This window comes from Binatus sp. (SeqCode), assembly GCF_050013435.1.
Taxonomy (GTDB): Bacteria; Desulfobacterota; Binatia; order Binatales; family Binataceae; genus Binatus.
This window is the reverse complement of sequence record NZ_JBEKFG010000030.1, coordinates 1-25,820: the sequence shown is the minus strand read 5'-3', so window position 1 is coordinate 25,820 and position 25,820 is coordinate 1. Positions and strand designations below refer to the sequence as shown.

Here is a 25,820-nt window from a genome sequence, read left to right as displayed (position 1 = left end):
CGCTACGAGGGCTCGGCCGTCCCTCGGCCTTAGACGCAGCCGGCTGCGCAAAATGCATCGCCTCGCAAAAGCGGCTGCCGTCACCGGATTGCTTCTTCTGATTCTTGCCCCCGAGTCCTTGGCATCCAGCCGTGTATTGCCGACCAATTACCGGGGCTACGCCGCGGCGTTGGCTCACAAAGGAATTTCGTTTGCGTCCGCCAAAGGCGATGCTCGGCTCGACGTGACAGTCACGAGCGACCTGGACCTGCTGAAGCATCTGCGCTCGCTTGAGGGATACGGTCTCCCGAGCATCCAGAACAATCTCGCCGAACAGGCTCCTCATGCGGTAGCTCTGTTCTATACGCTGATTCTGACGCACGGCTATCTGCAGCGCTTGTACAACCAAACGGACGCCAATGAAGTGAACGTTGAGATCGGATTCCATTCCTCGCAGGAAGGGCCTGCTGGCGAGATCATCGGCTCCATCACCATGGACCGAGAGAAAGCAGACGCGGTCGATTGGAACCACATCGATTCGGCGTACTCGTTTTCGTATCTGTCTTCCGCGTCTACTGCCGCCCTTTCCAGCGAGGTGCAGCAATTCAATCATTCGAGCGATTACGTTCTACCGGAAGTGCCGACAACGGCGACAGCTCCTGACTCGACTGGAGAGCGTACAATCACGAGCGGGGAAATCGTCGTGTGCGTCGTCATAGTGCTGGGGCTGCTCATTATACTGCTCATTCTTCTGGCGGCACCTTTCGTAGGCCCCTCGCCGCGAACGGATCGGCGCTTTGCACCCCAGCACGCCGGGGTGCAACCTTTGCGTTCTTCAGCACCGGCGAATGAAATGCACTCCTCAGCAGCACCTGCGAATGAAAATCCTCGCCGCCCCACGGAAGAGGCCACGGGTGAACCTCTGCGTACGTTCGCCGCTCAAATCGCAGACCAAAATCGCGTTCCATTCAGTAACATCATTCAATCGGTATTTGCGAAGCTTGACAGCAATTCGTTTCAGTACTGGCGGGATCAGCTCTTCAGGAATCGATTGAACGACGCCCAGGAGTACGTCGCCAGACTACTTGACGCTGTGTTCAGCATCGGCGCGCTGGAGCATGTTACGGTTTTCCAGCGGATTGTGGTTCAGGAACTGTCAGATCAGCCTGAGCAGTTGGATCCTATCTGGCGATACACTCTGGAGTCTGCAAGAACGAGCATAACAGACTCTTTGACGAACTCACTCGGTGCGCTCGAAGCATTTCTGAATTACGACTCCCACCCCGAGATCGACTTCCGAACGTTAGCGCAGTCCGTATCCGAAGACGGTCACGATTGGGCTGATTCCGAGTACGAAAACATGGGCCAGCTAATGGGTGCTTGCAATGCTGCGTTGATGGCGCCTGGCAGCCAGGAAAATGTCACCCCAGAAAGCATCGCGCGACTGAACAACGCGATCAGGCGTTGGTTTCTCCCCCCGGAAATCGGAGATCATGGCCTGGTCGAAGTATATCAGTTCCTTGTCAACGCTGCAGTAAACGCGAGCCCGGCGACGATTCTAAGTTCGCTTTGTCTAGATGCAGCACTGGCCTTAGCTGGCGAATTGGAAGAGCTCACCCCATTCTTCTCGGGCTTCCAGAGCTACCTTCGTTCACGTTTCGACGCGTTCAAATGCTCGCGACCGGATTCGCGGCTCGCCTTTCTCCCGATGACGTCAGCTACGCGCAATTGGCGCAGAAATTTCAAGAGTGTGCACTTGATCTTCCGGCATATAAGCCACTTATCTTTAGCAACTACATCCTGCGCCTAGAAGGCAACGGCGGAATAAGCGTTGGCCTCAGAGAAACCAATCAAGCAGGCATCACAACGACCAGCTCTGAGTCAGCATCAAGCGAAGAACCGGCAGGCGCTGAAATCCAAACACCGCGAGCCGCAACAGGCGATGTCGCCGCCGCGGCGGCCACGAATCCGGACGGCCAGACGCAGCCTGACACTAATGCAGACGCGAGACGAGCGGAGCTCGATCAGCTCGTAGGACTTAAGAAGGTAAAGGAATCACTCTCCGAAATACGAAGTCTTCTTGCCGTCAATTCGGAACGCCAGAAAATCGGACTGCCGGTTTCCAAGCTCTCGCTTCACGCAGTGTTCTCTGGAAATCCAGGAACGGGAAAAACCACGGTTGCTCGCATCTACGCTGTGATGCTTAAGGAGTTCGGTTACTTGAGAAGCGGGCAGCTCGTCGAAGCTGACCGCGGCCGGCTTGTGGCCGAATATCTCGGCCAGACTGCCATCAAAACGACCAAGGTGTTGCAGGATGCTTTGGGCGGGGTGCTATTCATCGACGAGGCCTACGCTCTCAAGAACGATCCGAATGACTCGTTCGGACAGGAATGCATCGATACGCTGCTCAAGTTCATGGAAGACCATCGTGAAGATCTGGTGGTAATCGCCGCGGGCTACAAGGAGCAAATAGATGCACTGCTTGAGACCAATCCAGGTTTCAAGAGCCGTTTTGCACAGTTCTTAACCTTCGACGACTACACGGATGAAGAGCTTCTCGTCATTCTGCAGCGCATGACGACGGCCCAAGGATTTACTGTCCTCGATGCCGACCTCAAGGCAGCGGTGGAGTTGCTCGGTCGCGAGAGAATCGGGACAAACTTCGGGAACGCTCGGGCTGTTCGAAACCTTCTGGAGCGCGCAATTCGGCGGCAAGCCAACCGTCTTCAAGCCTTGCAAGAGCCAGGAGTCCAACTGACGAAACAGCAACTCATGGAGCTTACGTCCTCCGATCTGTTTTCTGATGAGCAACGGCGGAAGACCGATCCGATGGAAGAGCTGGACGCACTCGTGGGTCTGGAGCCCGTTAAACAAGCGGTCCGCGAATATCGTGACGTCTTGAACGTCGCGAAACTACGAGCACAGGATTTACGCGAGGTTCTCCAACCGAATTTTGTGATGCTGGGAAATCCGGGAACCGGCAAGACCACGGTAGCGCGCATAATGGGTCGCATTTTCAAGGAATTGGACTACCTGCCAAGCGACCACCTGGTCGAAACCAGTCGTGAGGATCTGGTAGCCGGTTACGTCGGTCAGACGGCGATCAAGACGCGGGCAGTCCTCGAAAAGGCCTTGGGCGGAACCTTGTTTATCGACGAGGCATACAGTCTCACTTCTCGTCAGGCAGGTGGTCAGGATTTTGGTAGCGAAGCAATCGAGACTTTGCTCAAGTTCATGGAGGACAACCGTGGACGCCTCGTAATCATCGCCGCTGGCTACGACCGCGAGATGCGTGATTTTTTGAATGCTAATCCCGGCCTCCGTTCGCGCTTTACAAATATAATCGGGTTCCCCGACTACACTGCCGAAGAGTGTGCGGTAATTTTCTTGCGGATGCTCCAGGCGCAGAAGTTCAGAATTGCTGATGACGCTCAGGCGCGGCTCTCCAAGATATTCGGAGATCTCAAAGCGGCGGCGAACTGGTCAAATGGTCGGGACGTGCGAACTCTGCTCGAATTCGTTTCGCGCGCCCAGGCGCGCCGCTTGAGTTCGGATAGCAGCGCCGACCAATATATGATCACGCTGGATGACATCGAGCAGGCGCGCAGAGAATTCCTTCAGAACAAGGCGGCTGGCGCATAGGGTGCTCCTCATCGACCTTCTTCGTCAGCCCGACTATGAAGCCCGGGATTCGAGAAAACACAAACATCGTAGGTTTTGTTGTCTCTGATATTGATCACGGCTCCAAACTGGTAGTGAAGTCGGCGTCCGAACCAGTATTTTTTTATTTTTCTTATATCCTTACCAACTTTTGACCGGCTGCCGTTTCGCTTCATTTCGACTACCAAGAAGTTCTCGCAGGGCTTGCCCCTCTCGCAGGGCTTGCCCCTTTTGTGAAAAATAATGTCAGGCCGTTTCTTGTCCAAATTGGGCTTAATCACGTCGAGGTCACAATCGAATCTCGACAGTACCGGGTCTTTGTGTATTTCATTAGCCAAGTGATGCGCTAGGTTCCATTCCGTTTGTCTCGTTTCGAAAGTGAAGCAAAAGATGTTTGGCTGAGTTTTAAACAGCGTTTCGACCGCGCACTTTAGTATTTCTTTCAGTGCTGTCTTATCCAGAATTTTCATAGTAATACCTTTGAGCGCGCGGCGCCTTGGCCGGAATCCTCGCATCGTTCGCTTCAGTCGGGACGCCACAAAAGGGCTACGCCCCACTTGCTACGGCGCGCTGCCGACCCGGACCAGCACAACCTTGTTTCGGTAATTGTAGTCGGTCTCCCACGGATATGACGCCTCGCTGAGCTCGATTGTGGTGGGGGTGTCGAGCTTGGGGATATCGCGCCGTCGGACGATCATCCATCCGACGCTCCCCTTGGCGATCGCATCCTGCAAATCCTGCTTCTTTTCGAACTCGGGGATTGGGTTGGGCGGATTGAGATAGAACAGCGGTCCCTCGGTCTTGAACAGCACGAGCCGGTCAGTCGAACCGCCGATCTTGTTCAGGACCGCGTAGCCGAACGGCTTTTCGCCGCGGTAAGCCTCCGCCGCAGGCATCGCGAAGATAAAGACATAGACCATCGCAAGATACGCGACGGCGCCCATCGATATCGCCACGCGAGCGGGGCTGAATTTGCCAGTCGCGTATACGACCGTGGCGACCGATACGACCCAGACCACGATGAAGGCGGATTCGGCGGGCAGTTGCGGGAACGAGTCGTAGGGACGCGGAAGAATCGCCCATGCCGGAATCAGCAGGACGATGCCGGCGACGGCGGCGAACGCAACGATCGCATAGCCGATAGTCAGCAGACGCCGGGCGATCGTCGAGCGTAATTCGCCAGGATACGCGAGCGTTCTGGCGACCAGGATCGCCGCGGCGGGCAGAATCGGCAGGATGTAGTAACTGCGGCGCGATCCCGAGACGCTGAAAAATATGAACGTCGCCCAGAAATAAACCAATGCAAACCGATCCGCGCGAGCAGGCTCGGCGCCTGCCCGACGCAGCCCGTGCGTTTCTACCAGAGCCGCGGGCAACAGCGCTGACCACGGAGCCATCAGGCCGAAGATAACGTAGACATATAAGTAGATAGGTCCGCGATGGTCGAACGGGTGGAAAAACCGCACCACGTTCTCGCGATACACCATCTGGAGGCCCTTTTCAGAGCCCATCAGGCGCGACGAGATCTGGAACGGCAGGTAATACACGAGGCCGCCCAGCGCGACGCCGACGACGGTGTACCAGTTGAAGAACCATCGATTGCGCTCGACGAGCCCGCGAACCCGCTCAACCAGGGAGCCGCGGGAAATTGCCTCAAAAAACGGGACCACTCCGTCGCGCAGGCATGAATACACGCCAATCACCAATAGCGGCAACGCGAATCCGAGCAGACCTTTGGTGAGCGAAGTCGCCGCCATGATCAGCCACAGGCCGACGACCCACAATCCACCGCCGCGATCCTCGTTGCGATTGAAGAGCAGCAGTGCGGCCAGTTCGCCGGTGAGCGTTTCGACGTCGGCACTGGCGTGGCGCGAAAAGAATACGAAGCTGAAGCTGGTCGCGAGGATGACGCCGGCGAGGATCGCGGTGCGGGCGTCGTAGAGGCGTCGCACCAGCAGCATGAGTAGCGCCACTGCCAACAGTCCGGCAAACGCGCAGGGGATGCGCGTGGCAGCCTCGTTGAGGCCGCCTGTGAGCGGTGTCGAAAAAATTACCAGCCAGTAGGAGCCGAGCGGCTTGTCGTAATAAACGTGACCGTTGATCGTCGGCCAGAAGTAGTTGTGCGTCACCAGCATCTCGCGCGCGATTTCGGCCCATCGGAATTCCGAGGACCACAGCGCGCGCGCACCCAGGCGGGCGAAGAAGAGAATCGCGGCGAGAATGAGGACGCATCCGGCACGCAGCCGGAATCGCGAATCGTTGTCGTTGCCGGCGGCGGGCTGCGATGCGGCGGAGTCGCGTGATGCGGAAGCGGAGACCATAACAGCGAATTGTAACTGGCGCGCCCGATGCTCTGCCATATGCTGACTCGCCCGGAATGACAGCGCGCGGGCAGGCAGATAGGATGAAACGAGATTCATGAGCCAGGCGAAAAATCCCGAAGGTCATTCCGGCCGCAAGCCGAATCGGTTAATTAACGAACAAAGTCCGTACCTGCGCCAGCACGCGTACAATCCTGTCGATTGGTATGCGTGGGGTCCGGAAGCGCTTCAGCGCGCGAAGGCGGAGAACAAGCCGATCATGCTGTCGATTGGCTACTCGGCTTGTCATTGGTGCCACGTGATGGAGCGGGAGTCGTTCGAGAACGACGCGATCGCGCGGCTGATCAACGAGAACTTCATTGCGATCAAGGTCGATCGCGAAGAGCGGCCCGACCTCGATCAGATTTACATGGATGCGGTGCAGCTGATCACCGGGCGCGGCGGATGGCCGCTGACGATGTTCCTGGCGCCGGACGGGCGGCCGTTTTTCGGCGGGACCTACTACCCGCCCGAAGATCGTCATGGGATGCCCGGATTTCCGCGCATCCTGGCTGCGGCTTCGCACGCGTATCGCGATGGCGCCAGGGAAGTCGCCAACAATCTCGAAAAGCTGACCGAGGCGCTCGGCGCGCTCACCAACTACGTGCCCACCGGCGGCGACTTGAAGCCGGGACTGGCGGTGGAATCGGCGCGCGCGCTCGCCGCGCACTACGACAGCATCAACGGCGGACTGGGCCAGGCGCCGAAATTTCCCAACACGTTCGTGTTCTCGCTGTTTCTTCGCGTGCACGCGGCCGACGGCGACGAGGCGATGGCGGAAATGGTTCGGCACACGCTGTCGAAGATGGCGCGCGGCGGAATCTACGACCAGGTCGGCGGCGGATTCCATCGCTACAGCGTCGATGAGCGATGGCTGGTGCCGCACTTCGAAAAAATGCTCTACGACAACGCGCTGCTGGCGCGCCTGTACCTCGACGCCGGCCGCGCGCTCAATGAGCCGGAGTTTCTCGGCGTCGCGCGCGAAATCTTCGATTACGTTTTGCGCGAGATGACAAGTCCCGAGGGCGGCTTTTACGCCGCGCAGGATGCGGACAGCGAGGGCGAAGAAGGAAAGTTCTTCGTCTGGACGCCCGAGCAGGCCGACGCGGTCCTTGGTCCCGAGCTCGGCGCGATAGCCCAGCGCTATTTCGACATCACGAGCGAAGGCAATTTCGATGGCGCGAATATTCCGCATCGCACGATCGAGCTCGCCGACGCCGCGCGGATGTTCAAGATTTCGGAAGATGACATGGCGTCGAAGATTCGCGAGATTCGCGACAAACTGTTCGCGGCTCGCGAACAAAGGGTGAAGCCGGGGCGCGACGAAAAGGTCCTGGTGGCATGGAACGCGATGATGATCGGCGCGTTTGCCGAGGGATATCGCGCGCTGCACGAGCGGCGGTTTCTCGAAGCGGCCCAGCGCGCGGCCGATTTCATGATGGCGTCGATGTGGGACGGACGCGCGCTCAAGCGCTCGTTCAAGGACGGGGTCGCGCGGCACAACGCCTACCTCGAAGACTATGCGCAGTTGGCGGGCGCGATGCTCGACGTGTACGAAGCGTCGCTCGACGCGAAATACCTGGCGCACGCGCGGACGCTCGCCGGCGTGATCCTCGAGCGATTTATCGACCAGGAAAAGGGCGGATTCTTTTTCACCTCGGACGATCACGAAGCGCTCATCAGCCGCTCCAAGGCGGCTTTTGACGGCTCGACGCCGTCGGGCAACAGCGCGGCCGTGATGGCGATGCTCAGGCTGCACGGCTACACCGGCGAGGAGCGCTACCGGGTCGAGGCGGAGCGGACGCTCAAGCTGTTTCGCGAATTTATCGAGAAGCAGCCGTTCGGGTTCTCTCACATGCTCGAAGCGGTCGACCTTTACCAGCGCGGACCGACCGAAGTTGTGATTGTCGGCAGCCGCAACTCTCCTGAACTGATCGAATGGACGGAGCGGCTCGGCCTCATCTACGTTCCGAATCTTGCGATCTTTGTTTCCGTTGCGGACAATGCTGACGCCGGCGCCCAGTCCGGCTTCATCCCCGAGCAGGTGCGCGGCAAGCGGCAAATCGACGGCCACGTGACTGCTTACGTATGCCGCGAGCACACGTGCACGCCGCCGATTACGACGTTCAAGGATCTTCAAAAGGAATTGGCCGACTAGCTCGGGTGATGGACCGCGACGCGCACGACCTTACTGCGGCAGGCGCAAAGCCGACGCCGCATTTCCCGCCAATCGTCGTGAACCGTGCGGCGCGCCGCCGGCCGGATGCGCGGCTGCGAGTTGTGCTGCTCAACGCGGCTGGCGGGCGAAAGTTCCGCGAAATCCTGGCATGTCTCAGGCGTCCGCCGCTCCAGAGCGCCGATGTGATCCTGCTATGCGAGGTCAATACGAGAGTGAGGCGGAGGCCCGGCCGTGACCTTGCGACGGATCTCGCCGAGGCGCTGGAGATGAGCTGCGCGTACGTTCGCGAGTTCGGTCTGAGGCCCCCGGGGATCGAAAGCGAAATCGTCTCGTACATGGGCAATGCGATCCTGAGCGCCGCGCCGTTCGAGGACGTGGCCGCCGTCACGATGCACAGGCCGCCCACGCCCATGGCGTGGCCCAGACGCAAACGGCGCTGGTCGCGCGTGGGCGGGCCAACGGGAGTGGTCACCAGAGTGAAGTTCGGCGGCGAGGAGTTAACCGTCGGCGTCACGCATCTGCACAGCCGCTGCACGCCGGTCGAGCGCGCGCGCCAGATGGCGAGTTACCTGGAATCGTTCCCGCCGGCAGGCCGCGCGATTTTCGGCGGCGACCTGAATACGACCACCACTGAGCTATCGAGCGGGGCGTTGATATTGGCAACGGCGCGGCAAATGATCGCGAATCCGGACCGGTTCCACTCGCCTGAGTCATACGAGCCCCTGTTCGGCCATCTACGAGAGCACGGACTCGAGATCGAGGGCGCCAACGTGGCCAATCGCGCGACTTTCACTTTTTCCGGACTGATTCCGCGATCGATGAGGCCAAAACTCGATTGGCTTGCAGTCCGCGAGCTTCGTCCGATCGCGGGAACCGCGGCGGTGGTGCCGCCGCGGTCTCCGATTCTGATGCGCCGCGCCTCCGATCACGATTTCGTGACGGTCGATCTCGAGCTGTAATCGCGGCGCGCGCCCGTGAAAAAGTGAAATCGTTTCGTTGTGCTACGCAATCTCCGGCGGAGGCGCGAGCGCGCCGCGCGCGCTTTCATAAGCGGCGGCCACGCGAATTACCGCCGGCTCTCCAAACGGACGGCCGATTACCTGCATCGCAATCGGCAGTCCGTCGGGCGAAAGACCGGTGGGAACAGCTATTGCGGGTTGACCGGTCGAATTGAAGGGCTGCGTGAAGCGCAGAATCGCCGCGACGACCTCCACCGCGTCTTCGCGCGCCTCCAGGATTTGAGAGGCGCCGATTTTGGGCGCGACGATCGCACTGGCCGGTGCGACCAGCACGTCATGATCGGCCAGCACTGCTACCGACTCGGCCAGCGTGCGCGCCCGGGCGCGCTGGGCGCGGATGTAGCTGGTGGCGTTCATCATCATTCCGATCTCGAGTAGCCGGCGAACGTCGTCGCCATAGTCGCGGGGACGCGTGCGCATCCAATCCTGGTGAACCTCGAGCGCCTCGGCCGAGGTGATGATGCTGTTCATGAAGGCGGCCATCGGGAGCGAGGGAATCGTCACGTGGTCAACGGTCGCGCCGAGCGATCGCAGCGTCTCAAGCGCGGCATTGAACGAGTGCGCGACGTCGTCGCTCAGTCCGTAGTCAAGTTCGCGAATCACGCCGATGCGCATGCCGGAGATTTGGCCGCCGACTGCGGCTGAGAAATCGGGCACCGGCTGGCGGCTCGAGGTGGAATCGTTGCGGTCGGCGCCCGCGATTACTTGCAGCATCATCGCGGCGTCGCGAACCGTGCGCGTGATGGGGCCGACGTGATCGAGCGTGGAGGCCAGCGGGATGACGCCGTAGCGGCTGACGCGGCTCCAGGTCGGCTTCAGCCCGACGCATCCGCAAAGCGCGGCGGGAATTCGAATCGATCCGCCGGTGTCGGTGCCTATGGTGGCGGCGGCGCTGCGCCCAACGATCGCAGCGGCCGCGCCGCCGCTCGAGCCGCCGGGGATTCGGTCGAGCGCGTACGGATTGCGGACGATTCCCCAGTGCGGATTCGACGACGTGATTCCGTAGGCGAACTCGTGCAGGTTGAGTTTGCCGAGCAGCACGGCGCCGGCGCGCTTGAGGCGCGTCCATACGGTCGCGTCGTGATCGGGTTTGAAATCGGCGAGGATTTTCGAGCCGCCGGTGGTGCGAAGCCGGCTCGTGTAAACCAGGTCCTTGAGCGCAATCGGCACGCCATGGAATGGCCCCCGCCATTTTCCGGCGGCGATTTCGGCCTCGGCTTTTTTCGCCGCCTTGCGCGCGATCGTGTCGGTGACGGTGATATAGGCGCGAAGCGATCCGTCGGTTTGTTCGATTCGGCCGAGGTAGGCCTCGGTCAGCTCGACCGGTGAAATGTCGCGCGCGCGCAGCTTGGCGGCCAGGGTGGCTACATCGAATTCGAGCAGTTCCTGAAATGGAATCGACATCGCAATAAAATCCTCGAAGTGAGTATCGAAGCGGGGGTTACGACCCGGCTTTGGCGGCGCGGGCCGCCTCGGCCAACAGGACCGGATAGCTGAAGGGCGTCTCGATCCCGGCAAGACCGATCGAGCCCATGTGCCCGGCCAGTGTTAGCATCGCGCCCGCACTGTGCGCGATTGCATCCGCGTCGGCGTCGGAGATTTCGTAGCCGTAAAGATCGCGCATCACCTGTTTGACGGTTTCGCCGGTAACCAGTGGCATAGTGTCGCTCCGATTCTGACTATTTCAGTTTGCGCGCCGATTCGATTATCAAGTCGCACACGCGGCGCGCGTCTTCAAGCGCAATTAGCCGGCAGCATTCGGGCCATCCTATCCAATCGGCAGGGACGCAACGGACCGTGAACGGCAGATATCCTGCTTCATATTCTTAGCAGTGCAAATTTGCTAATTTCCTCGCCCGCTGCGGCGGTTGGGCGGCATTTTTGCTCGGGAGGGGCGTCGATGTCGAACTATAGTGAGCCATGTTTCGGACGAAGCCGGGTTGCCACGCTGGTGATCGCGCTATGCGCGATAGTCGTGACGAGCGCGTGCAATCCGCCACTGCCGGGAAGTCCCGCGGATTTGCTGATGCGGGCGGCCATGTCCTCGGACCCGACTGACGCCGCGCCGGAAGACGACGCCGAGTTGTCCGCGTCCGCGCCGATCCCGGTGTCGGGCGACGTGGTCCTGATCGGCGGCTGGTCCAAGGGAAACAAATCGACGGCCAGCGCAGAGTTCTTCAATCCGGCAACCAAAAAATTCAGCAAACTTGGTTCCATGCCGCTTGGCGAGGGCTTGGGCGCGGGTGCGCTGCTCACCTCGGGCGAGCCGAATACGGAGATACTGGTGGCAGGCGGCTTCGGCGGCAAATCAAAGTTCAGCAAGAAGACCGTCAGCAATACCATCACCGGCGATGCCACGACCCAACTTGAGATTTTCGATCCCACGACCGGAAAATTCACGGCGGTCAGCGCGCCCTTGCTGAATGCCAGGGTTGGCGCGACCGCGACCGCGCTGCCGTCGGGGAAAGTCCTGATCGCCGGCGGCAGCGACACGGCCGGCACTCCCACCAACACGGCCGAGGTTTTCGATCCCGCGACGGGAGAGACCACGGCGACGCTCAACAACATGAGCTCGCCGCGCGCGTTGCACAGCGCGACGCTGCTGGGCAACAACACCGTGCTGATCGCCGGCGGCATGACCGACAATACGGGAGACCTGACCAACAGCGCCGACATTTACGATCCAGTTGCGAACACCTTCACCGCAACCGGTCCAATGCTCGAATCGCTCGGCGCGCACGCGGCGGTTTTGCTGAACGCCGACACGCTGACCGGGCAGGTGCTAATCACCGGCGGGTTTACCGGCGGCAGTTCGGCCCTGCTCGCCGATCAGAACGCGGAAGTCTATGACCCGATTGGCCAGGTGTTCAATTACACCGCCAGCTACATGAACAACGCGCGCGCGTTCCATACCGCCACCGTGCTTGGCAACGGGCAGGTCCTGGTGGCGGGAGGGTTCAGCGCGTTCGGCGCGACGGTCGCGGGCGACAAGCTAAACGCCCTGTATGGGGCCAACCAGAACTCCGCCGAGCTTTTCGATCCGGATACTCAGGCCTTCACCTGCATCAACGGGACGGCGTCGGGCGGCGGTTGTAACGCCGCGATGAAGATGGGGCGCGGCGGGCATACCGCAACGCTCTTCACCAGCGGTGCGCTCGAAGGAGAGGTGCTGATCGCCGGCGGACTCGGATCGAAGAAACCGGACGGCACGGCGACCGAGTTGAAGGAAGCGGAGCTGTTCAATCCTGTCACCAGTACCTTCACGGCGACGGGTTCGCTGAAAGCGGCGCGCGGCCTGCACACTGCCTTCCTGCTGCCGTGAGGCGGCGGGCGCCGGCGCGGGCGTTTTCGGGTGTGGCTAGCGGCATTCGAGGACTCTCCCTGATCTCGTGCGTCCGAGGTTAGCGGAGGTCGGAAGCGATCGCGTCAGCTAAATTTTATCGACGGCGTCAAGGATGATGCGATAGACCTCGCCGGCGTTTTCCAGGCCAACCAGACGGTAGCACTCGGGCTGGCCGGGAGGGGTCAAAACCGACGGATTCCAAAATGGCCTGTACATGGCGCGTCGCGTGAACTCAGGCAGTGCTCCGCGGAGTTCGAGGGTGTTTCCCATGCGGCGCAGCGTGAGCATCGGAGTATTCAACTTGTCGAGAAAGGCCGCCGTGACTTGTTGCTCTCGAAATCCAGACACGATGATCACGCGTTGATTGGTGACGCCGTAAAAAGTGTTCGACAGATAGGAATGGAAGACGATCGCCTCCGCGATCAGCACGCCGACCAGCACGGCGAGCAGAATTGAATTGGTGTCGGCACGCTCGGCAAGGCCGGGGCCGAGCGGGATCGAACGCATCACGAGCGCGGCGATCGCAACCAGTATAATCGCGCCCGCGCGCCATCGAAGAGCGCTGGTATCGCGCGGGCGTCCGCACCAGAGCAGCTCCTCGCGCGCGAGCAGATGCGGATTGACGACGGCGGCCGCCTCAGGATCCATCGATCACTTGACGACGCCAGCGGCGCGCAGCGCGGCGATTTTTTCGGCCGGGTAGCCGAGGTACTCGCGAAGGATCTCGTCGGTGTGCTCGCCGAGCAGCGGAGCGGCGCGGTCGATCGCGGCGGGGGCCGCGGCAAACTTCGTCAGCATTCCGGTTTGCTTCACGCGGCCCCATTGCGAATGCGACAACTCGGCGATCAAATCGTTGGCGAGGACCTGCGGATCGTCGAACAATTCACCGATATGATTTACCCGCGTAGCCGGGATGGCGGATTTCTTCAACGCTGCGAGTGCGTCGTCGCGATCGAGCTTGGCAAATTGATCCGCGAGCGCCGCCGCGAGCGCGCCCTCGTTCGGTTCCGCCGCGGCCGCATCCCAGTTGGCATTGGGCAGCCCCGGTAGAATAGTCAGCAGCGCGTTCCATTGGGGTTCATCGGTTAGCGAGATGAATAGCCATTTGCCGTCGCGGCTAGAGTAGGCGCGCGAAAGGGCCGAGCGCCCGCGATACTCGGTGCCGCCATTTTCCATGTCCGGCCGGCCAGGATAGAACGCGAACTCGCCGGCCTGAAAAGCCATCGCGGCTTGCAACAGCGAGGTCTCGCATAACTGGCCGCGTCCGGTCCGCTGGCGCGCACGCAGCGCGAGCACGCATCCAAACGCGGAGAGCATCGCGGCGCCGTAGTCGCAAATCGCGCAAGTCAGGTACACCGGATGCCCATGATGGCCGCCCTGCGCCGCCATCACGCCCGAACGCGCCTGCAACAGCGGATCGAAGCCGGGCTGATTGTGCTCGGGTCCGCGATTTCCGAAGCCGTTGAGCGACATATAGATGATGCGCGGGTTGCGCGCCGCCAGGCTTTCGTAATCGAAGCCGAACTTGCGCATCCGGCCCGGGCGCAGATTCTCGACCACGATGTCGGCATGGTCGGCGAGGCCATGGATGATTTCGCGGCCTTGCGCGGTCGCAAGATTAAGCGAGATACCGCGCTTGCCCTGGTTCCAGCCGAGGAAGCCGAAACCGAAATGGCGAAACGAATCGCCCTCGAGGCTTTCGATCTTGATGACCGTGGCGCCGAGTTGCGCGAGTAACATCGGGCCGTACGAACCCGCGATGTAGCTGGCGAAATCGAGCACGGTGACGCCGTCGAGCGCAGGGCGTTGCGCCGGGCGCAAGTCTTTTCCCGGCGATGGGTTGCAGGCTGGCTCTGCAAGCCATTGCAGCGCCGCGCGATCGTCGCCGGCCCGGGGAGCGGGACCGGTGATTTCGCCGGGAGTGTCGCTGAGGAACACGGGCAGGCCCATCTGAATCATGCGGCCGAGCGCGGGGTCGTCGATTTCAGTGCGCATCCCGAGCGCGCGCGTCTGTGGGTGATCGATGAAATCGTGGCGGGTCATCACCGGGGCGCACGGGACGTCGTATTCGCGCAGGATGCCGAGCCATTCGTCGCGGGTGCGCGTGCGGATGATCGGCTCGATGATGTCTTTGAGCGGCTCCCAGAACCAGGGCGCGATCCCCCACGGCGCATCTTCGAAACGCTGGTCGGCGACCAGATCGGGGCGATCGATCGCGATCGCGAACTTGCCCCAGAAGGTCGAGTTGCCGCATGCGGCAAACAGGTATTTGCCGTCGGCGGCCTCGAACAAACGATAAACCGGAATCGGTCCGAGAGGATTCAGCGGACCCTGATAGAGAGTGGTCATGGCCTCGCTACTCAGGATTGAGCCGGTCTGGAGCGAGAACGCGCCGGCCAGAATCGAGACTTCGACCGCGTCGCCCGCTCGATCGGCGCCGCGCGCCACAATCGCGGCGACGGCCGCAGTCGCCGCCATCACGCCCGCCGAATAACTCGCCGCGGGAAAAACCAGCGCGACGGGATTGCCGCTGGACGCCCATTGGCTGCCGGTGATTCCGCCGCGGGCGGCGACCAGGTCGTCGTTCGCATCGAAGTCGGCGTCGGGGCCGCGGCTGCCCAGCGCAGGCACGCCGAGCGCGATCGCGCGCGGATTAATCCGGCGAATCGATTCGGCGTCGAGACTCAGTCGTTTCAGCCGGGCCGGCGTGAAGCCGGTGACGACGATATCAGCCCATCGAACCAGCTCCGCGATTCGAGGCTGCGACGGGCGATCGTCGAGGTCCAGCTCGAGCGCGCGCTTGGAGCGGTTGAGGACGTGGAAGTGCGGCGTGCCGCGCTCGCGCGAACCGCCCGGCGGCTCGACCTTGATGGCGCGCGCGCCGTTTTCCGCCAGCAGCATCGTGGCGTAAGCTGCGCCCAGGTGAGAAGCGAATTCAACGATGTTGATTCCGTCGAGTGATTTACCCATTGAAAATTGCCAAGTGATGTTTTGGGAATTGGATTGTCGTTGAGCGGAGGCGGGAAATGCAAACGATCGCGGCAAAGCGCGAGCATGCAGCGGAATCGGGGTCTCGGCGGCAGAATTCAACCCACGGACACGCCGGGTTCATCCTCCCTTAATGTCCGATGCATAGCTTCTGCCCGCCGGATTCGGATCGGCGCAACGGATACGACTAACTTCGAGGCAGGTTCAAAAGATGATCAAACGACGACTAATCGTGGCCCTTTTCATAGTACTGGCGATCGCCGGGATCGGCCGCATGGGATTCGCCGACATGTTAGTCAATGGCGCCGGCGCCACGTTCCCGTACCCGATCTATTCCAAGTGGTTCGACGTTTACGCGAAAGAAAATCCGGGCATCAAGTTCAACTATCAATCGATCGGCTCGGGCGGCGGAATCAGGATGCTGTCGAATGGCACCGTCGATTTTGGCGCGAGCGACGCTCCGATGACCGATCAGCAGCTTTCGGAAGCGCCCGGTAAAATTCTGCACTTTCCCTCGGTGATGGGCGCGGACGTGGTCGCGTACAACCTGCCCGGATTTACGGGCACGCTGCGCCTGACGGGTCCGGTAATCGCGGACATTTATTCGGGCAAAATAACCAAGTGGGATGACGACAAGATCAAAGCGCTGAATCCGGGCGCGGCGATCCCGTCGCAGGACATCGTCGTATGCCACCGCTCGGACGGCAGCGGCACGACGTTTATCTTCGTCGATTACCTGTCGAAGGTCAGCCCGAGTTGGGCGTCGGATGTGGGTAGAGGAACCTCGGTCAAGTGGCCGGTCGGACTCGGCGGCAAGGGCAACGAGGGCGTGACGGCGCTGGTTCAGCAAACGCCGGGCGCAATCGGGTACGTCGAGTTGATCTACGCGCTCAACAACAAGATTCCGTACGCCGTATTGCAGAACAAGGCGGGCAACTGGGTGACTGCGAGCCTCGATGGCGTGACTGCGGCGGCGTCGTCGGTGGCGGGCAATATGCCGGCCGACTTTCGCGTGTCGATCACGGACGCACCGGGCGCGGATGCGTATCCGATCTCGTCGTTCACGTGGCTGCTCGTTTACCAGAAGCAGACGAAGAAGGATGTCGGCGAGCAGATCGTGAAGTTCCTGCACTGGGCGCTGACGGAAGGACAGAAGGACGCGCCGGAGCTCAAGTACGCGCCGCTGCCGGCCGAAGTCGTGCAGAAGGAAGAGGCACAGATTCAGCAGATTCAGCTTCCGTAACCGGATAGTCGCAAGCATGCAAAGAGGCGCGGGCGTCAGCGATGGCGCCCGCGCGTTTTTTTGCCGGATGCGCCGGGACATCGCGTCCGATCAGGTGTATGGTCGAAGACCGTGATGCGACAACGACAAATGCACTTGATGGCGAGAGCAACCGCGGCGGTCGCGGCGATCATCATGATGGTCGCGACGTGCGCCGTCGCGCGGGCGCAGAATTACGTGATCGATCAGGGCGCCAGCGACGCGCTCACCAGGTATCTCCATCTGAACAGCCTGCCGATGGTCACCGCGGAGTTCTCGACCTCGCCGGGCGGCAGCAGGCAGGTGATACTGACCGGGTTTGTGGCGACGCAGTTCGGGCGGCAGGATGCGGAACGAATCGCGCTCGCGTACGTGAACGATCCTAGCGTCAATATGGTTGACCAGATCCTGCTCGATCCGCACGTCGAAGATATGCGCACGGCGCCGCCGGGTTCGCCGGCCGCGGTGGGATCGCAATCGCCCAACAGTCCCAATCAACTCTGGAACAAAACGATGCAGGGTATCTACAAAAACGGCGCGCAGAACCCGCCGGCAAGCGGGCCGATGCTGCCGTAGGGCGCCGGGGCGATCGCGGGCATCGCAACTTGCGGCGCGCGCCGTGGTAGGATCCCGCTTGACGTGGCCGACAAGGTAATTTATCTGCGCGAAAAGCCGGTGTCGCCGGCCGACGAGCGCAACTTCAAGATCAAGTACGCCGAGCTGCTCAATCCCGCGCAGCTAGCCGCCGTGACGCATCGCGAAGGCCCGCTGCTGGTCGTTGCGGGAGCGGGATCGGGCAAGACTCGCACGCTGATCTATCGCGTCGCGCGGCTGATCGAGAGCGGCGTGCCGCCCGGTGCGATCCTGCTGCTGACGTTCACCCGCCGCGCGGCGCAGGAGATGTTGCGTCGCGCCGAGCAGTTGGTGGGAGATCGCGCGGGCGCCGTCGCGGGCGGCACGTTTCACTCCTTCGCCAACAATGTGTTGCGCCGGATGGGCGCGCCGATGGGCCTCAAGCCCAACTTCACCATACTGGATCGCTCCGACATGGAGGACGTGGTCAATCTGCTGCGGACGCGGATGGGGCTGGCGTCGCGCGAGCGCCGGTTTCCGAAGAAAAGCACGATCGCCGAGGCGATCAGCATGGCGCGCAACAAGCGGCGCGCGCTCGAAGAGGAAATCGAGATCGATTTCCCGCATCTCGGTGAGCATCAGACCGAAATTCTCGAACTCGCGAAAAATTACGAGAGCTACAAGCGCGAACGCGGCCTGCTCGACTACGACGACCTGCTGTATCGGCTCGCCGAGCTGCTTGAACAATACGAGAACGTGCGGCGCCGGCTGTCGGACAGCTATCGCTACATCATGATCGACGAGTACCAGGACACCAACCTGATTCAGGCCGAGCTGGTGCGGCTGCTGGCGATGAATCATCGCAACGTGATGGCGGTTGGCGACGATGCGCAGTCGATCTATTCGTTTCGCGGCGCCAACTTCCGCAACATCATGGATTTTCCCGCGCTTTTTCCCGGCACGAAAATCGTGAAGCTCGAAGAGAACTATCGCTCGATCCAGGGAATCCTCGACGTCGCCAACGACGTGATTTCACGCGCCGGCGAGAAGTACACCAAGGCGCTGTTCACGCAGCGCGAGGGCGGCTTTCGGCCGTTCCTGGTGCGCGCGCAGGACGAACACATGCAGTCGCGATTCGTCGCCCAGCGCATCCTGGAGCTGCGCGAAGAGGGGGTCGAGCTCGGCGAGATCGCGGTGCTGTTCCGCTCCAGCTTTCACTCCTTCGATCTGGAACTCGAGCTGCAACGCCGCGACATCCCGTTCATCAAGCGCGGCGGATTCAAGTTTATCGAAACCGCGCACATCAAGGACGTGCTGGCGCATCTGCGCGTCATCGCCAATCCGGCGGACGCCGTGTCATGGCTGCGCGTGCTCACGCTGGTCAAGGGAATCGGCCATCGCACGGCCGAGCGGACGATCGACGCACTCATCGCCGCCGACGATCCGGCGGCGGCGGTTGCGAAGCTTGCCGACAAGGCCCGCGGCGGCGCAGATGGCGGCCTGAAAAGGCTCGGCGCGCTGCTGGCGGAATTGCGCAGCGGCGAGAAACGGCCGCCCGAGCAAATCGCGATGACGCTCGAATACTATCTGCCCGTGATGCGCGAGGCGTACGCCGACGATTATCCCAAGCGCGAGCGCGACCTCGAACATTTTCAGAATCTGACCGAGCGCTACAAGAGCCTCGAACAGATGCTGGCCGACATGGCGCTCGAGCCGCCCAACGATTCACTCGACGGCATGCTCGCGACGGACTCCGACGACGAACGCCTCACGCTCACCACGATTCACTCCGCCAAGGGACTCGAATGGAAAGTCGTGTTCCTGATCTGGGCCGCCGACGGACGTTTCCCGGGACCGCAAAGCGTCGGCGATGACGAAATCGAGGAGGAGCGCCGCCTGATGTACGTCGCGAGCACGCGCGCGCGCGACGAGCTGTACCTGTCGTATCCGATCCATATGTTCGACCGCAGCTTCGGGTTCGTGATGGGTCGCGTGTCGCGTTTTTTAGAAGACGTCCCCGCCGAACTCCTGCAGACCGCAACCCTGCAAGAGTCCGAAGAGTCTTAACAGTGCTACCTCGGTGAGGGATTTGGCGGCTATCGAATACCTTGGAGAAACTCTATGGCCATACGAGAGATAGCTGATGTGGTTGGAGCGGAAAGGTATATGCGCGAACAATTAACTGATGGCACCACTATAGCTCATCTTGTCCTAAATCGAATCGACTTCGGCCGCGGTAAATTTCGAATCGCGATGCCCGATAGCGTGGATCAATCTCCGCCGTTCGATTTCAAATCGGAAAATCAAAGCATGAATGGCGACGAGGAAATGGCGGTCGCGCGCGTGATCAAGTCATTCATTAGCGACCCGAATTGCGTGGTGCTCATGCAGGAAACGCAAATCCGGAAATCAGATCCATTCTCGGGATATAGTTGGTACTTGGAAAAGATTTTTCAAGAGAATCTTGTGCTCAGTTACAAAGATGAGCTTTATTTGCCCGTCGCCGGCCCGGAGTTTGCCCGCATATCGGACGAAGAGATGTTAGGTGTTGTGAGAAGTGCAAGTACCAACCCATTTTCTGCCTTCTTCTATGTGGGCACCGTGCCAACTTCCAAGACGTTGACCGAAGGCGACCTGGAACGAATCTCGACGGAACTAGTTGGCATAGCAGTTGATGCACTCGACTTCGAATCTTTCCTTCTATGGTGGCGAGATGAAGTGCGGTTCCCGTAGTTGATGCCTTTGCAGACCACACCCCTGTAGGATTCCGAAGAGTCTTAGTCGAAGGCCGAGATAAGTGCGACGGCGATCGGCCGCCTTTGGGTTGACAGAACCCTCGCCTAACCTCTCCCGTGAAATAACGGGCGAGGGATCGGAGAACCTATTCGCCGAGCACCTTGATCAGCACGCGCTTGGGGCGCCGTCCGTCGAACTCGCCGTAGAAGATCTGTTCCCACGGGCCGAAGTCGAGCTTGCCGGCAGTTATGGCGACGACCACTTCGCGGCCCATCACCTGGCGCTTATGATGCGCGTCGCCGTTGTCCTCGCCGGTGCGATTGTGATGATAGCGCTCGGGGCTTGGGTCGTACGGCGCCAGCCATTCCAGCCATCGCTTGTAATCTTCGTGAAGGCCGGGCTCGTCGTCATTGATGAAGACCGAGGCGGTGATGTGCATCGCATTGACGAGGCAGAGACCCTCGCGCACGCGGCTTTCTTTGACCGCCTTTTCAACTTCGCCTGTGATGTTCACGAAGTCCATCCGGTTGGGCACCTTCATGGTGAGATATTTCGTATGCGACAGCATGCGTCGGTTAGTCCTCCGATGATCGATCGATGACACTACCCATCGTAGCAATTTTGCTATGGCGGTGGGGCGGCGGGAGCAGCCGCTTCGAACCTGGCGTAGCCGATCAAGTCCTGGTCCGCCGTCGTGTGCATCGGCATCGAGATTTCGCGGAGCACCGGGACTTTCTCGGTGATCGTTCCGGTCGCGGGCGCGTCCTTTGGCACCGTGATGACGCGAGTGCCGACGAAGCGGATGACAGTCGGCAGCATCCCGCCCGTATCGAGGTAGCGCGTGCGCGTCGCCTCGAAGACACTATCGCTCTTGAAGAGTTTCGAGCCGGCGCGAATCAGGTACTCGTTATTGGAGAGCGGGCGGACCAGCGTCGGTTGGCTCATCACATATAGATGTCCGACGGTCGGGCGCAGAAATCCGGGGTAGAGCGGATTGACGCCGAGCCAGTACGGCACGATGATGCGCCGTCCGGGCTTCCAGTCGGTGAGGCTGATGTGCGCCTCGTGATCGTTGTCGGCGAGAATGAAGTCGCGGCCGGCGAAATCGCGCACGATGTCGCGGCTCAACTGATCCTCGGGCGGCGTGGTTATCTCGCCGGTGGGTCCGAAGTCCAGCGCCTTGTCCGGCGTGCATCCTGCGACGACCGCGATGAGCGCAAACGCGAGCGCTACGACGATCGCCATCCCCCGGCGAATCATGTGCGGTATCTCGCGTAGCTTGCCGGGGTTCTCCCGCCGAGCGTCCATTTCATCGGCAACGAGACCTCGCGCAGCACGGGAATAGTCACGGTCTTGCCGTCGGGGCGTGTGAATTCGCGCTTGCCGATATACTGAACGATGGTGGGCAAAAGTTTTCCGGGCGCCAGGTATCGCGTGCGCGTCGTGACGAACACCGTCTCCTGCTTCACCAGCGAGCTGCCCGCTTCGATCATCCATTCGCCGGGGGTGTCCAAAGGTTTTTCGAGAGTCGCCTCGCTGATGACGTAGAAATCGCTTTCTTTGGGCGCCATCACTCCGGGCACCAGGATGTTGACGCCGAACCAGAACGGCAGCTTGAGGAACTTGTCCTTGGGCCAATCCGGAGGGCGCACTTGCGCGATTCGATTGTTGTCGCCGAGCACGAAGGCGCGGCCGCGAAAGTTGAGCTCGACTTCCTCGGCGCTGGCGAAGATGCGCGGCGGCGCCTTGACGGGGGGCGCGGATTTTCCGCATCCCGCAATGGCGGCGGCAATGACCGCCGCGGCGAACGCGAGAGCGGCTGCGGTCTTCAGCTGTTTCATCGGCGGCGCTCCATGGTTTGCGCGCATCCGCCGATGATATAGCATAGGGCGGCGCAATGAATCCGAATCGCACGCCATCGAACGGTGCGCCGGTAACCGTGACCCTGTTGGGCACCGGAGATGCGTTCGCGAGTTTCGGACGCTCACAATCGGGCTATCTGATCGACGCGCCTGGCGGCCGCATCCTGATGGAAGCGGGGCCCGGCCTGATGCCGGCGCTCAAGACCAACGGCGTCGCGCCCGACAGCTTCGATCTGCTGCTCATCAGCCACCTGCACGGCGATCATTTTGCCGGCCTGCCGTTTCTGATCCTCGACTACATGTGGGAAACGCCGCGCAAGAAGGTGCTGACCGTTGCGGGGCCGGCCAAGCTCGAGGAGCGGACGTGGCTGCTGATGCGCACGATGTTCCCGCATTTCGAACTCGACGCAATCAAGCACAAGCTGAAGTTCGTGGTGCTCGAGCCGGGCAGCTCGACGCGGCTGGGCAAGTTCAAGGTGCGCGCAATCCGCAGTCCGCACACCAAGCCCGAAATCTCGCTGTCGTTCAGAATCGACGGCGGCGGGAAGTCGATAGTTTTCTCGGGCGACAGCGGATGGAACGATGAGCTGGTCGAGCTCAGCGCCGGCGCCGATCTGTTTTTGTGCGAATGCACCTACTACGAGAGCAGTCAGCTGACCTTTCATCTCAACTACCCGCTGCTGGCGGCCAATCGCGACAAGTTCAAGGTGCGCCGCATGGTGCTGACGCATCTGGGGCGCGAAGTGCTGAACCGCGCGGATGAGATCGCACTTGAAATGGGCTATGACGGGATGAAGATCGAAATCTGAGCCCGCACGCGCATCGGCGCAAATAAGGATACTCGCCATGGGTATAGTACAGGGCAAGCGGGCGTTGATCGTCGGCGTCGCAAACGAAAAAAGCCTGGCGTGGTCGATAGCGCAGACCCTGGCTGCCGAGGGCGCCGAGATCGCGCTGACCTACCAGGGCGAGATCCTGGAAAAGCGCGTACGTCCGCTGGCGGCGCAAATCCAGGCGGACGTGATCGGCGAGCTCGACGTGAACGACGACGCGCAAATCGCGTCGGTGTTCGCCGCGCTCAAGAAAAAATGGGACGGGCTGGACCTGCTCGTGCATGCGGTCGCGTTTGCCGAGCGCGAAGATCTCCGCGATCGATTTCTGACGGTCAGCCGCGCCAATTTTGCGAAGTCGATGGAAATCAGCGCCTACTCGCTGGTCGCGCTGGCGCGCGCCGCGGAGCCGCTGATGGAAGCGCGCGGCGGCGGATCGATCCTGACGCTCAGCTACCTCGGCGCGGTCCGTGCGATCCCCAATTACAACATGATGGGTGTGGCCAAGGCAGCGCTGGAAGCCTGCGTACGCTACCTGTCGGTGGATCTGGGGGCCAAGAATATCCGCGTCAACGCGCTCAGCGCCGGGCCCGCGCGCACGCTCTCGTCGTCGGCGATTCGCGACTTCCATACGATGGCGCACGAGGTCGAGGCGCGCGCGCCGCTGCGGCGCGCGATGAAAATCGAGGAAGTCGGCAAGATGGCGGCGGCCGTGCTGAGCGATTTTTCGAGCGGCGTCACGGGCCAGACGCTCTACGTGGACGTGGGCTACAATATCGTCGGCGTCTAGCTGCAAGGAGTATCGCGATGCCAATCGTCACCGTTGCGCAGCTCTCGGACAACTACGCGTACCTGGTGATCGACGACGGCAGCAAGGATTGCGCGGTGGTCGATTGCGCCGAGGCCGACAAGGTGATCGCGGCGGCGAAATCGCACGACGCGAAAATCGTCGCGGTGCTGACCACGCACTGGCACGGCGATCACTGCGGCGGCAACAACGAAATCGCGTCCAAAGTGCCGGGACTCAAAGTGTACGGCGCGAGCGCGGAAGGCGGAAGGATTCCCGCGTTGACAAACCCGGTCGCGGACGGCGACCGAATCCGAATCGGCGCGCTCGAAGGCCGCGTGATCGGAATCCCGGCGCATACCAACGGACACGTCGCCTACTATTTTCCAACGCTCAGCGCGGTGTTTACCGGAGACACGATGTTTGTGGGCGGATGCGGCCGCGTGTTCGAGGGGAAAGCATCGACGATGGTCGCGTCGCTGAAAAAACTCGCGGCGCTGCCCGACTCGACCCAGGTCTATTGCGGCCACGAGTACACCGAGAAAAATCTACGCTTCGCGCTGACGCTGGAGCCGGGGAACCAGGCGACGGCGAAAAAGCACCAGTGGAGCCTCAAGACGCGCGCGGAGAAAAAGTTCACGGTGCCGTCCACCATCGGCGACGAGAAGCAGACCAATCCATTTCTGCGCACCGACAGTCCCGAGCTGCGCGCGAATCTGAAACATCGCGATCCGTCGGTGGGCGACGATCCGATCGCGATTTTTGCCAAGCTCCGCGAACTCAAGGACCATTTCTAGCAGCGGCCAGCCCGTGCATCCTTGCCGGAAATAAAAGAGCGACGACGAGAGCTGAAACTTCGGTTCGCTGCTAGAACGGTCTCATCACGGCGAGCATCAGGATCGCGATCAACAGCAGGCTCACCAGCCCGTGGATGACGCGATACTCGCGACCCGTTGACTCGCTGGGATGATCCTCGAGGAAAATGATCCGGCGATAAAAGCGCACGTGATAGAAGAGCAGTATCGCGACCAGCACCAGCTTCAAGTGGAACCATCCCTGGCGCAGCACCCCCGGATTCATCAGGATCAGCACAAATCCAAGACCGATCGTGACTGCGGCTCCGACGTTGGTCGTGGCCTCGAACAATCCGCGCGCCACGCCGAGGAAGCGTTCCTTGGGCAGTCCGACTTCTTCGGGCACACGCGCCAGCAGGCTGGCGATCATCAGCAGTCCGCCCAACCAGAAAACGACGCCGAAGATATGAAGGGCGAGAATGGAGCCGTGAAGCGCGTACATCGTGTTTCCCCGTTGCGTCAGGATGAGCGGACATCGATTGCGCTGGTGGCCGCGAGCGCAAGCATAACCACGGCGGCGCCGCCGAGATAGGGCGCCGCGGGTCCCAGCAGTTGATACGCGAATCCGCCCGCGATGGGGCCGCAGATGCGCGCGAGCGACATGGCAGACTGATTCACCCCCATCACTTCACCCTGCAAATCGCGGTCGGTGTTGCGCGAGATGAGGCTGGCGATCGACGGGCTTGCGAAACCGTAACCCAGGGAGAGCGCCGCCAGCATCGCGAGCAACGCGCCGTGCGATGAAATCGAGCCCATCGGCGCCAACCCAACGATCATCGCGAGCAGTCCGATTTTCAGCAGCCGCAGCTCGCCGAATCGGCCCACGATTTTACCCAGCAGGTAGCCCTGCGCCAACGCCTGCATCAGGCCGGCGAAGGCGAGCAATACGCCGATGCCGAACGTGCCGTAGCCGTAAACCACGGGCACCATCAGCGCAAACGTCGTTTCGAGCGCGGACAATGCGAACGTCAGCAGAAATGCAATCGCGAACATCCGCGCCAGCCGATGGCGGAGCAACTTGTGCGGAATTGCGAGCAGCGGCGCGATGAAATGGGAGAGGTCGAGCGGCGTGGAGCGATCGGCATGATGCGACTCGGGCAGTTTGGCCGCGGCGAAGATGAAATTCGCAAACGTCAGCGCGCTGGCAAAGAACACCGGCACCCGCAAACTCGAATACCCCATGATTCCGCCGAGCGCCGGCCCCAGCACGAAGCCGAGTCCGAACGCCGCACCGATGAGCCCCATGCCCTTGGCGCGATGCGCGTCATCGGTGGTGTCGGCGATGTAGGCCTGCGCGGTCGAAATCGTTGCGGCGCATGCGCCGTGCATCGCGCGCGACGCGAGCAGCCAGAAAAACGTTCCGGCAAATCCGTAAATCAAGTAGCCGAT

The 25,820-nt window shown here is 61.2% G+C and carries 23 protein-coding genes; 12 read left to right on the top strand and 11 right to left on the bottom strand.

What is annotated here, in order from left to right; genetic code table 11:
• The first annotated feature begins 52 nt into the window (after positions 1-52).
• Both ABSB13_RS08055 and ABSB13_RS08050 read left to right on the top strand, forming a co-directional pair.
• A complete protein-coding gene (locus ABSB13_RS08055) occupies positions 53-1,789 on the top strand; it encodes a hypothetical protein (RefSeq protein ID WP_428107267.1) in 1,737 nt (578 codons plus the stop codon).
• Positions 1,790-2,121: 332 nt separating this feature from the next.
• Positions 2,122-3,621 carry an AAA family ATPase gene (locus ABSB13_RS08050; RefSeq protein ID WP_428107285.1) on the top strand — a complete coding sequence of 500 codons (1,500 nt, stop codon included), beginning with the start codon at positions 2,122-2,124 and terminating at the stop codon, positions 3,619-3,621.
• A gap of 8 nt (positions 3,622-3,629) precedes the next feature.
• On the opposite strand, the gene ABSB13_RS08045 is transcribed toward ABSB13_RS08050, so the two are convergent.
• Both ABSB13_RS08045 and ABSB13_RS08040 read right to left on the bottom strand, forming a co-directional pair.
• Positions 3,630-4,109, bottom strand: a complete 480-nt coding sequence (locus tag ABSB13_RS08045; RefSeq protein ID WP_428107265.1) for a hypothetical protein — start codon at positions 4,107-4,109, stop codon at positions 3,630-3,632.
• 90 nt (positions 4,110-4,199) lie between these two features.
• Positions 4,200-5,999: an ArnT family glycosyltransferase gene (locus tag ABSB13_RS08040; protein ID WP_428107262.1), complete on the bottom strand. Its 1,800-nt coding sequence runs from the start codon at positions 5,997-5,999 to the stop codon at positions 4,200-4,202.
• A gap of 58 nt (positions 6,000-6,057) precedes the next feature.
• Here ABSB13_RS08040 and ABSB13_RS08035 point away from each other — a divergent pair, with 58 nt between their 5' ends.
• Together ABSB13_RS08035 and ABSB13_RS08030 are read left to right on the top strand one after the other, a co-directional pair.
• Positions 6,058-8,157 carry a thioredoxin domain-containing protein gene (locus ABSB13_RS08035; RefSeq protein ID WP_428107260.1) on the top strand — a complete coding sequence of 700 codons (2,100 nt, stop codon included), beginning with the start codon at positions 6,058-6,060 and terminating at the stop codon, positions 8,155-8,157.
• Between the two features lie 8 nt (positions 8,158-8,165).
• Entirely contained in the window at positions 8,166-9,137 is a 972-nt protein-coding gene (locus tag ABSB13_RS08030; RefSeq protein ID WP_428107257.1) for an endonuclease/exonuclease/phosphatase family protein, read from the top strand.
• A 42-nt stretch (positions 9,138-9,179) separates the two neighbouring features.
• On the opposite strand, the gene ABSB13_RS08025 is transcribed toward ABSB13_RS08030, so the two are convergent.
• Positions 9,180-10,601, bottom strand: a complete 1,422-nt coding sequence (locus ABSB13_RS08025; RefSeq protein WP_428107255.1) for an amidase — start codon at positions 10,599-10,601, stop codon at positions 9,180-9,182.
• A gap of 37 nt (positions 10,602-10,638) precedes the next feature.
• A complete protein-coding gene (locus tag ABSB13_RS08020) occupies positions 10,639-10,857 on the bottom strand; it encodes a hypothetical protein (RefSeq protein WP_424671449.1) in 219 nt (72 codons plus the stop codon).
• 240 nt (positions 10,858-11,097) lie between these two features.
• Between ABSB13_RS08020 and ABSB13_RS08015 the strand changes: the two genes are divergently transcribed.
• On the top strand, positions 11,098-12,519 hold the full coding sequence (locus tag ABSB13_RS08015) for a Kelch repeat-containing protein (RefSeq protein ID WP_428107253.1): 1,422 nt from the start codon (positions 11,098-11,100) through the stop codon (positions 12,517-12,519).
• Positions 12,520-12,627: 108 nt separating this feature from the next.
• On the opposite strand, the gene ABSB13_RS08010 is transcribed toward ABSB13_RS08015, so the two are convergent.
• The gene (locus tag ABSB13_RS08010; RefSeq protein ID WP_428107250.1) at positions 12,628-13,188 is read right to left on the bottom strand and encodes a hypothetical protein; all 561 of its coding nucleotides are present in this window, start codon (positions 13,186-13,188) and stop codon (positions 12,628-12,630) included.
• A gap of 3 nt (positions 13,189-13,191) precedes the next feature.
• Positions 13,192-15,510 (bottom strand): CaiB/BaiF CoA transferase family protein, encoded by a 2,319-nt coding sequence (locus ABSB13_RS08005; protein ID WP_428107247.1) that lies wholly within the window; start codon positions 15,508-15,510, stop codon positions 13,192-13,194.
• Between the two features lie 229 nt (positions 15,511-15,739).
• On the opposite strand from ABSB13_RS08005, the gene pstS reads away from it, so the two are divergent.
• The 4 genes from pstS to ABSB13_RS07985 all read left to right on the top strand — a co-directional run bounded on the left by pstS (position 15,740) and on the right by ABSB13_RS07985 (position 20,095).
• Positions 15,740-16,771 (top strand): phosphate ABC transporter substrate-binding protein PstS, encoded by a 1,032-nt coding sequence (gene pstS, locus ABSB13_RS08000; RefSeq protein ID WP_428107245.1) that lies wholly within the window; start codon positions 15,740-15,742, stop codon positions 16,769-16,771.
• Positions 16,772-16,909: 138 nt separating this feature from the next.
• The gene (locus ABSB13_RS07995; RefSeq protein WP_428107243.1) at positions 16,910-17,365 is read left to right on the top strand and encodes a hypothetical protein; all 456 of its coding nucleotides are present in this window, start codon (positions 16,910-16,912) and stop codon (positions 17,363-17,365) included.
• A 63-nt stretch (positions 17,366-17,428) separates the two neighbouring features.
• Entirely contained in the window at positions 17,429-19,429 is a 2,001-nt protein-coding gene (locus tag ABSB13_RS07990) for an ATP-dependent helicase (protein ID WP_428107240.1), read from the top strand.
• Positions 19,430-19,483: 54 nt separating this feature from the next.
• On the top strand, positions 19,484-20,095 hold the full coding sequence (locus tag ABSB13_RS07985; protein ID WP_428107238.1) for a hypothetical protein: 612 nt from the start codon (positions 19,484-19,486) through the stop codon (positions 20,093-20,095).
• Positions 20,096-20,243: 148 nt separating this feature from the next.
• Here ABSB13_RS07985 and ABSB13_RS07980 read toward each other — a convergent pair whose 3' ends face one another.
• Genes ABSB13_RS07980 through ABSB13_RS07970 form a run of 3 tightly spaced genes read right to left on the bottom strand, consistent with a single transcriptional unit; the run spans position 20,244 to position 21,939 of the window.
• Positions 20,244-20,666, bottom strand: a complete 423-nt coding sequence (locus ABSB13_RS07980; RefSeq protein WP_428107235.1) for a secondary thiamine-phosphate synthase enzyme YjbQ — start codon at positions 20,664-20,666, stop codon at positions 20,244-20,246.
• Between the two features lie 56 nt (positions 20,667-20,722).
• Positions 20,723-21,406 (bottom strand): hypothetical protein, encoded by a 684-nt coding sequence (locus ABSB13_RS07975; protein ID WP_428107233.1) that lies wholly within the window; start codon positions 21,404-21,406, stop codon positions 20,723-20,725.
• Positions 21,355-21,939 (bottom strand): hypothetical protein, encoded by a 585-nt coding sequence (locus ABSB13_RS07970; protein WP_428107230.1) that lies wholly within the window; start codon positions 21,937-21,939, stop codon positions 21,355-21,357. Before ABSB13_RS07970 ends, ABSB13_RS07975 begins: the two co-directional genes overlap by 52 nt.
• A 56-nt stretch (positions 21,940-21,995) precedes the next feature.
• Between ABSB13_RS07970 and ABSB13_RS07965 the strand changes: the two genes are divergently transcribed.
• From ABSB13_RS07965 to gloB, 3 genes are read left to right on the top strand one after another with little or no spacing between them, the layout of a single operon-like run.
• Complete coding sequence (locus ABSB13_RS07965; protein WP_428107228.1) at positions 21,996-22,769, top strand: MBL fold metallo-hydrolase; 774 nt, start codon at positions 21,996-21,998, stop codon at positions 22,767-22,769.
• Between the two features lie 37 nt (positions 22,770-22,806).
• The gene (locus ABSB13_RS07960; protein WP_428107226.1) at positions 22,807-23,580 is read left to right on the top strand and encodes an enoyl-ACP reductase FabI; all 774 of its coding nucleotides are present in this window, start codon (positions 22,807-22,809) and stop codon (positions 23,578-23,580) included.
• A gap of 17 nt (positions 23,581-23,597) precedes the next feature.
• Entirely contained in the window at positions 23,598-24,374 is a 777-nt protein-coding gene (gene gloB, locus ABSB13_RS07955) for a hydroxyacylglutathione hydrolase (RefSeq protein WP_428107224.1), read from the top strand.
• A 70-nt stretch (positions 24,375-24,444) separates the two neighbouring features.
• Here the strand turns inward: gloB and ABSB13_RS07950 are convergent, their stop codons facing one another.
• A complete protein-coding gene (locus tag ABSB13_RS07950; protein ID WP_428107222.1) occupies positions 24,445-24,873 on the bottom strand; it encodes a CopD family protein in 429 nt (142 codons plus the stop codon).
• Positions 24,874-24,890: 17 nt separating this feature from the next.
• Positions 24,891-25,820, bottom strand: a 930-nt coding sequence (locus tag ABSB13_RS07945; protein WP_428107219.1) for an MFS transporter, incomplete at its 5' end; no start/stop codon positions are given.

What these genes read in the sequence shown, in the direction of transcription:
- ABSB13_RS08055 (WP_428107267.1), top strand. Translation starts at nt 53, where the DNA reads ATGCATCGCCTCGCAAAAGCGGCTGCCGTCACCGGATTGCTTCTTCTG.
- ABSB13_RS08045 (WP_428107265.1), bottom strand. Translation starts at nt 4,109, where the DNA reads ATGAAAATTCTGGATAAGACAGCACTGAAAGAAATACTAAAGTGCGCG.
- ABSB13_RS08040 (WP_428107262.1), bottom strand. Translation starts at nt 5,999, where the DNA reads ATGGCAGAGCATCGGGCGCGCCAGTTACAATTCGCTGTTATGGTCTCC.
- ABSB13_RS08035 (WP_428107260.1), top strand. Translation starts at nt 6,058, where the DNA reads ATGAGCCAGGCGAAAAATCCCGAAGGTCATTCCGGCCGCAAGCCGAAT.
- ABSB13_RS08030 (WP_428107257.1), top strand. Translation starts at nt 8,166, where the DNA reads ATGGACCGCGACGCGCACGACCTTACTGCGGCAGGCGCAAAGCCGACG.
- ABSB13_RS08025 (WP_428107255.1), bottom strand. Translation starts at nt 10,601, where the DNA reads ATGTCGATTCCATTTCAGGAACTGCTCGAATTCGATGTAGCCACCCTG.
- ABSB13_RS08020 (WP_424671449.1), bottom strand. Translation starts at nt 10,857, where the DNA reads ATGCCACTGGTTACCGGCGAAACCGTCAAACAGGTGATGCGCGATCTT.
- ABSB13_RS08015 (WP_428107253.1), top strand. Translation starts at nt 11,098, where the DNA reads ATGTCGAACTATAGTGAGCCATGTTTCGGACGAAGCCGGGTTGCCACG.
- ABSB13_RS08010 (WP_428107250.1), bottom strand. Translation starts at nt 13,188, where the DNA reads ATGGATCCTGAGGCGGCCGCCGTCGTCAATCCGCATCTGCTCGCGCGC.
- ABSB13_RS08005 (WP_428107247.1), bottom strand. Translation starts at nt 15,510, where the DNA reads ATGGGTAAATCACTCGACGGAATCAACATCGTTGAATTCGCTTCTCAC.
- pstS (WP_428107245.1), top strand. Translation starts at nt 15,740, where the DNA reads ATGATCAAACGACGACTAATCGTGGCCCTTTTCATAGTACTGGCGATC.
- ABSB13_RS07995 (WP_428107243.1), top strand. Translation starts at nt 16,910, where the DNA reads ATGGCGAGAGCAACCGCGGCGGTCGCGGCGATCATCATGATGGTCGCG.
- ABSB13_RS07985 (WP_428107238.1), top strand. Translation starts at nt 19,484, where the DNA reads ATGGCCATACGAGAGATAGCTGATGTGGTTGGAGCGGAAAGGTATATG.
- ABSB13_RS07980 (WP_428107235.1), bottom strand. Translation starts at nt 20,666, where the DNA reads ATGCTGTCGCATACGAAATATCTCACCATGAAGGTGCCCAACCGGATG.
- ABSB13_RS07975 (WP_428107233.1), bottom strand. Translation starts at nt 21,406, where the DNA reads ATGGACGCTCGGCGGGAGAACCCCGGCAAGCTACGCGAGATACCGCAC.
- ABSB13_RS07970 (WP_428107230.1), bottom strand. Translation starts at nt 21,939, where the DNA reads ATGAAACAGCTGAAGACCGCAGCCGCTCTCGCGTTCGCCGCGGCGGTC.
- ABSB13_RS07965 (WP_428107228.1), top strand. Translation starts at nt 21,996, where the DNA reads ATGAATCCGAATCGCACGCCATCGAACGGTGCGCCGGTAACCGTGACC.
- ABSB13_RS07960 (WP_428107226.1), top strand. Translation starts at nt 22,807, where the DNA reads ATGGGTATAGTACAGGGCAAGCGGGCGTTGATCGTCGGCGTCGCAAAC.
- gloB (WP_428107224.1), top strand. Translation starts at nt 23,598, where the DNA reads ATGCCAATCGTCACCGTTGCGCAGCTCTCGGACAACTACGCGTACCTG.
- ABSB13_RS07950 (WP_428107222.1), bottom strand. Translation starts at nt 24,873, where the DNA reads ATGTACGCGCTTCACGGCTCCATTCTCGCCCTTCATATCTTCGGCGTC.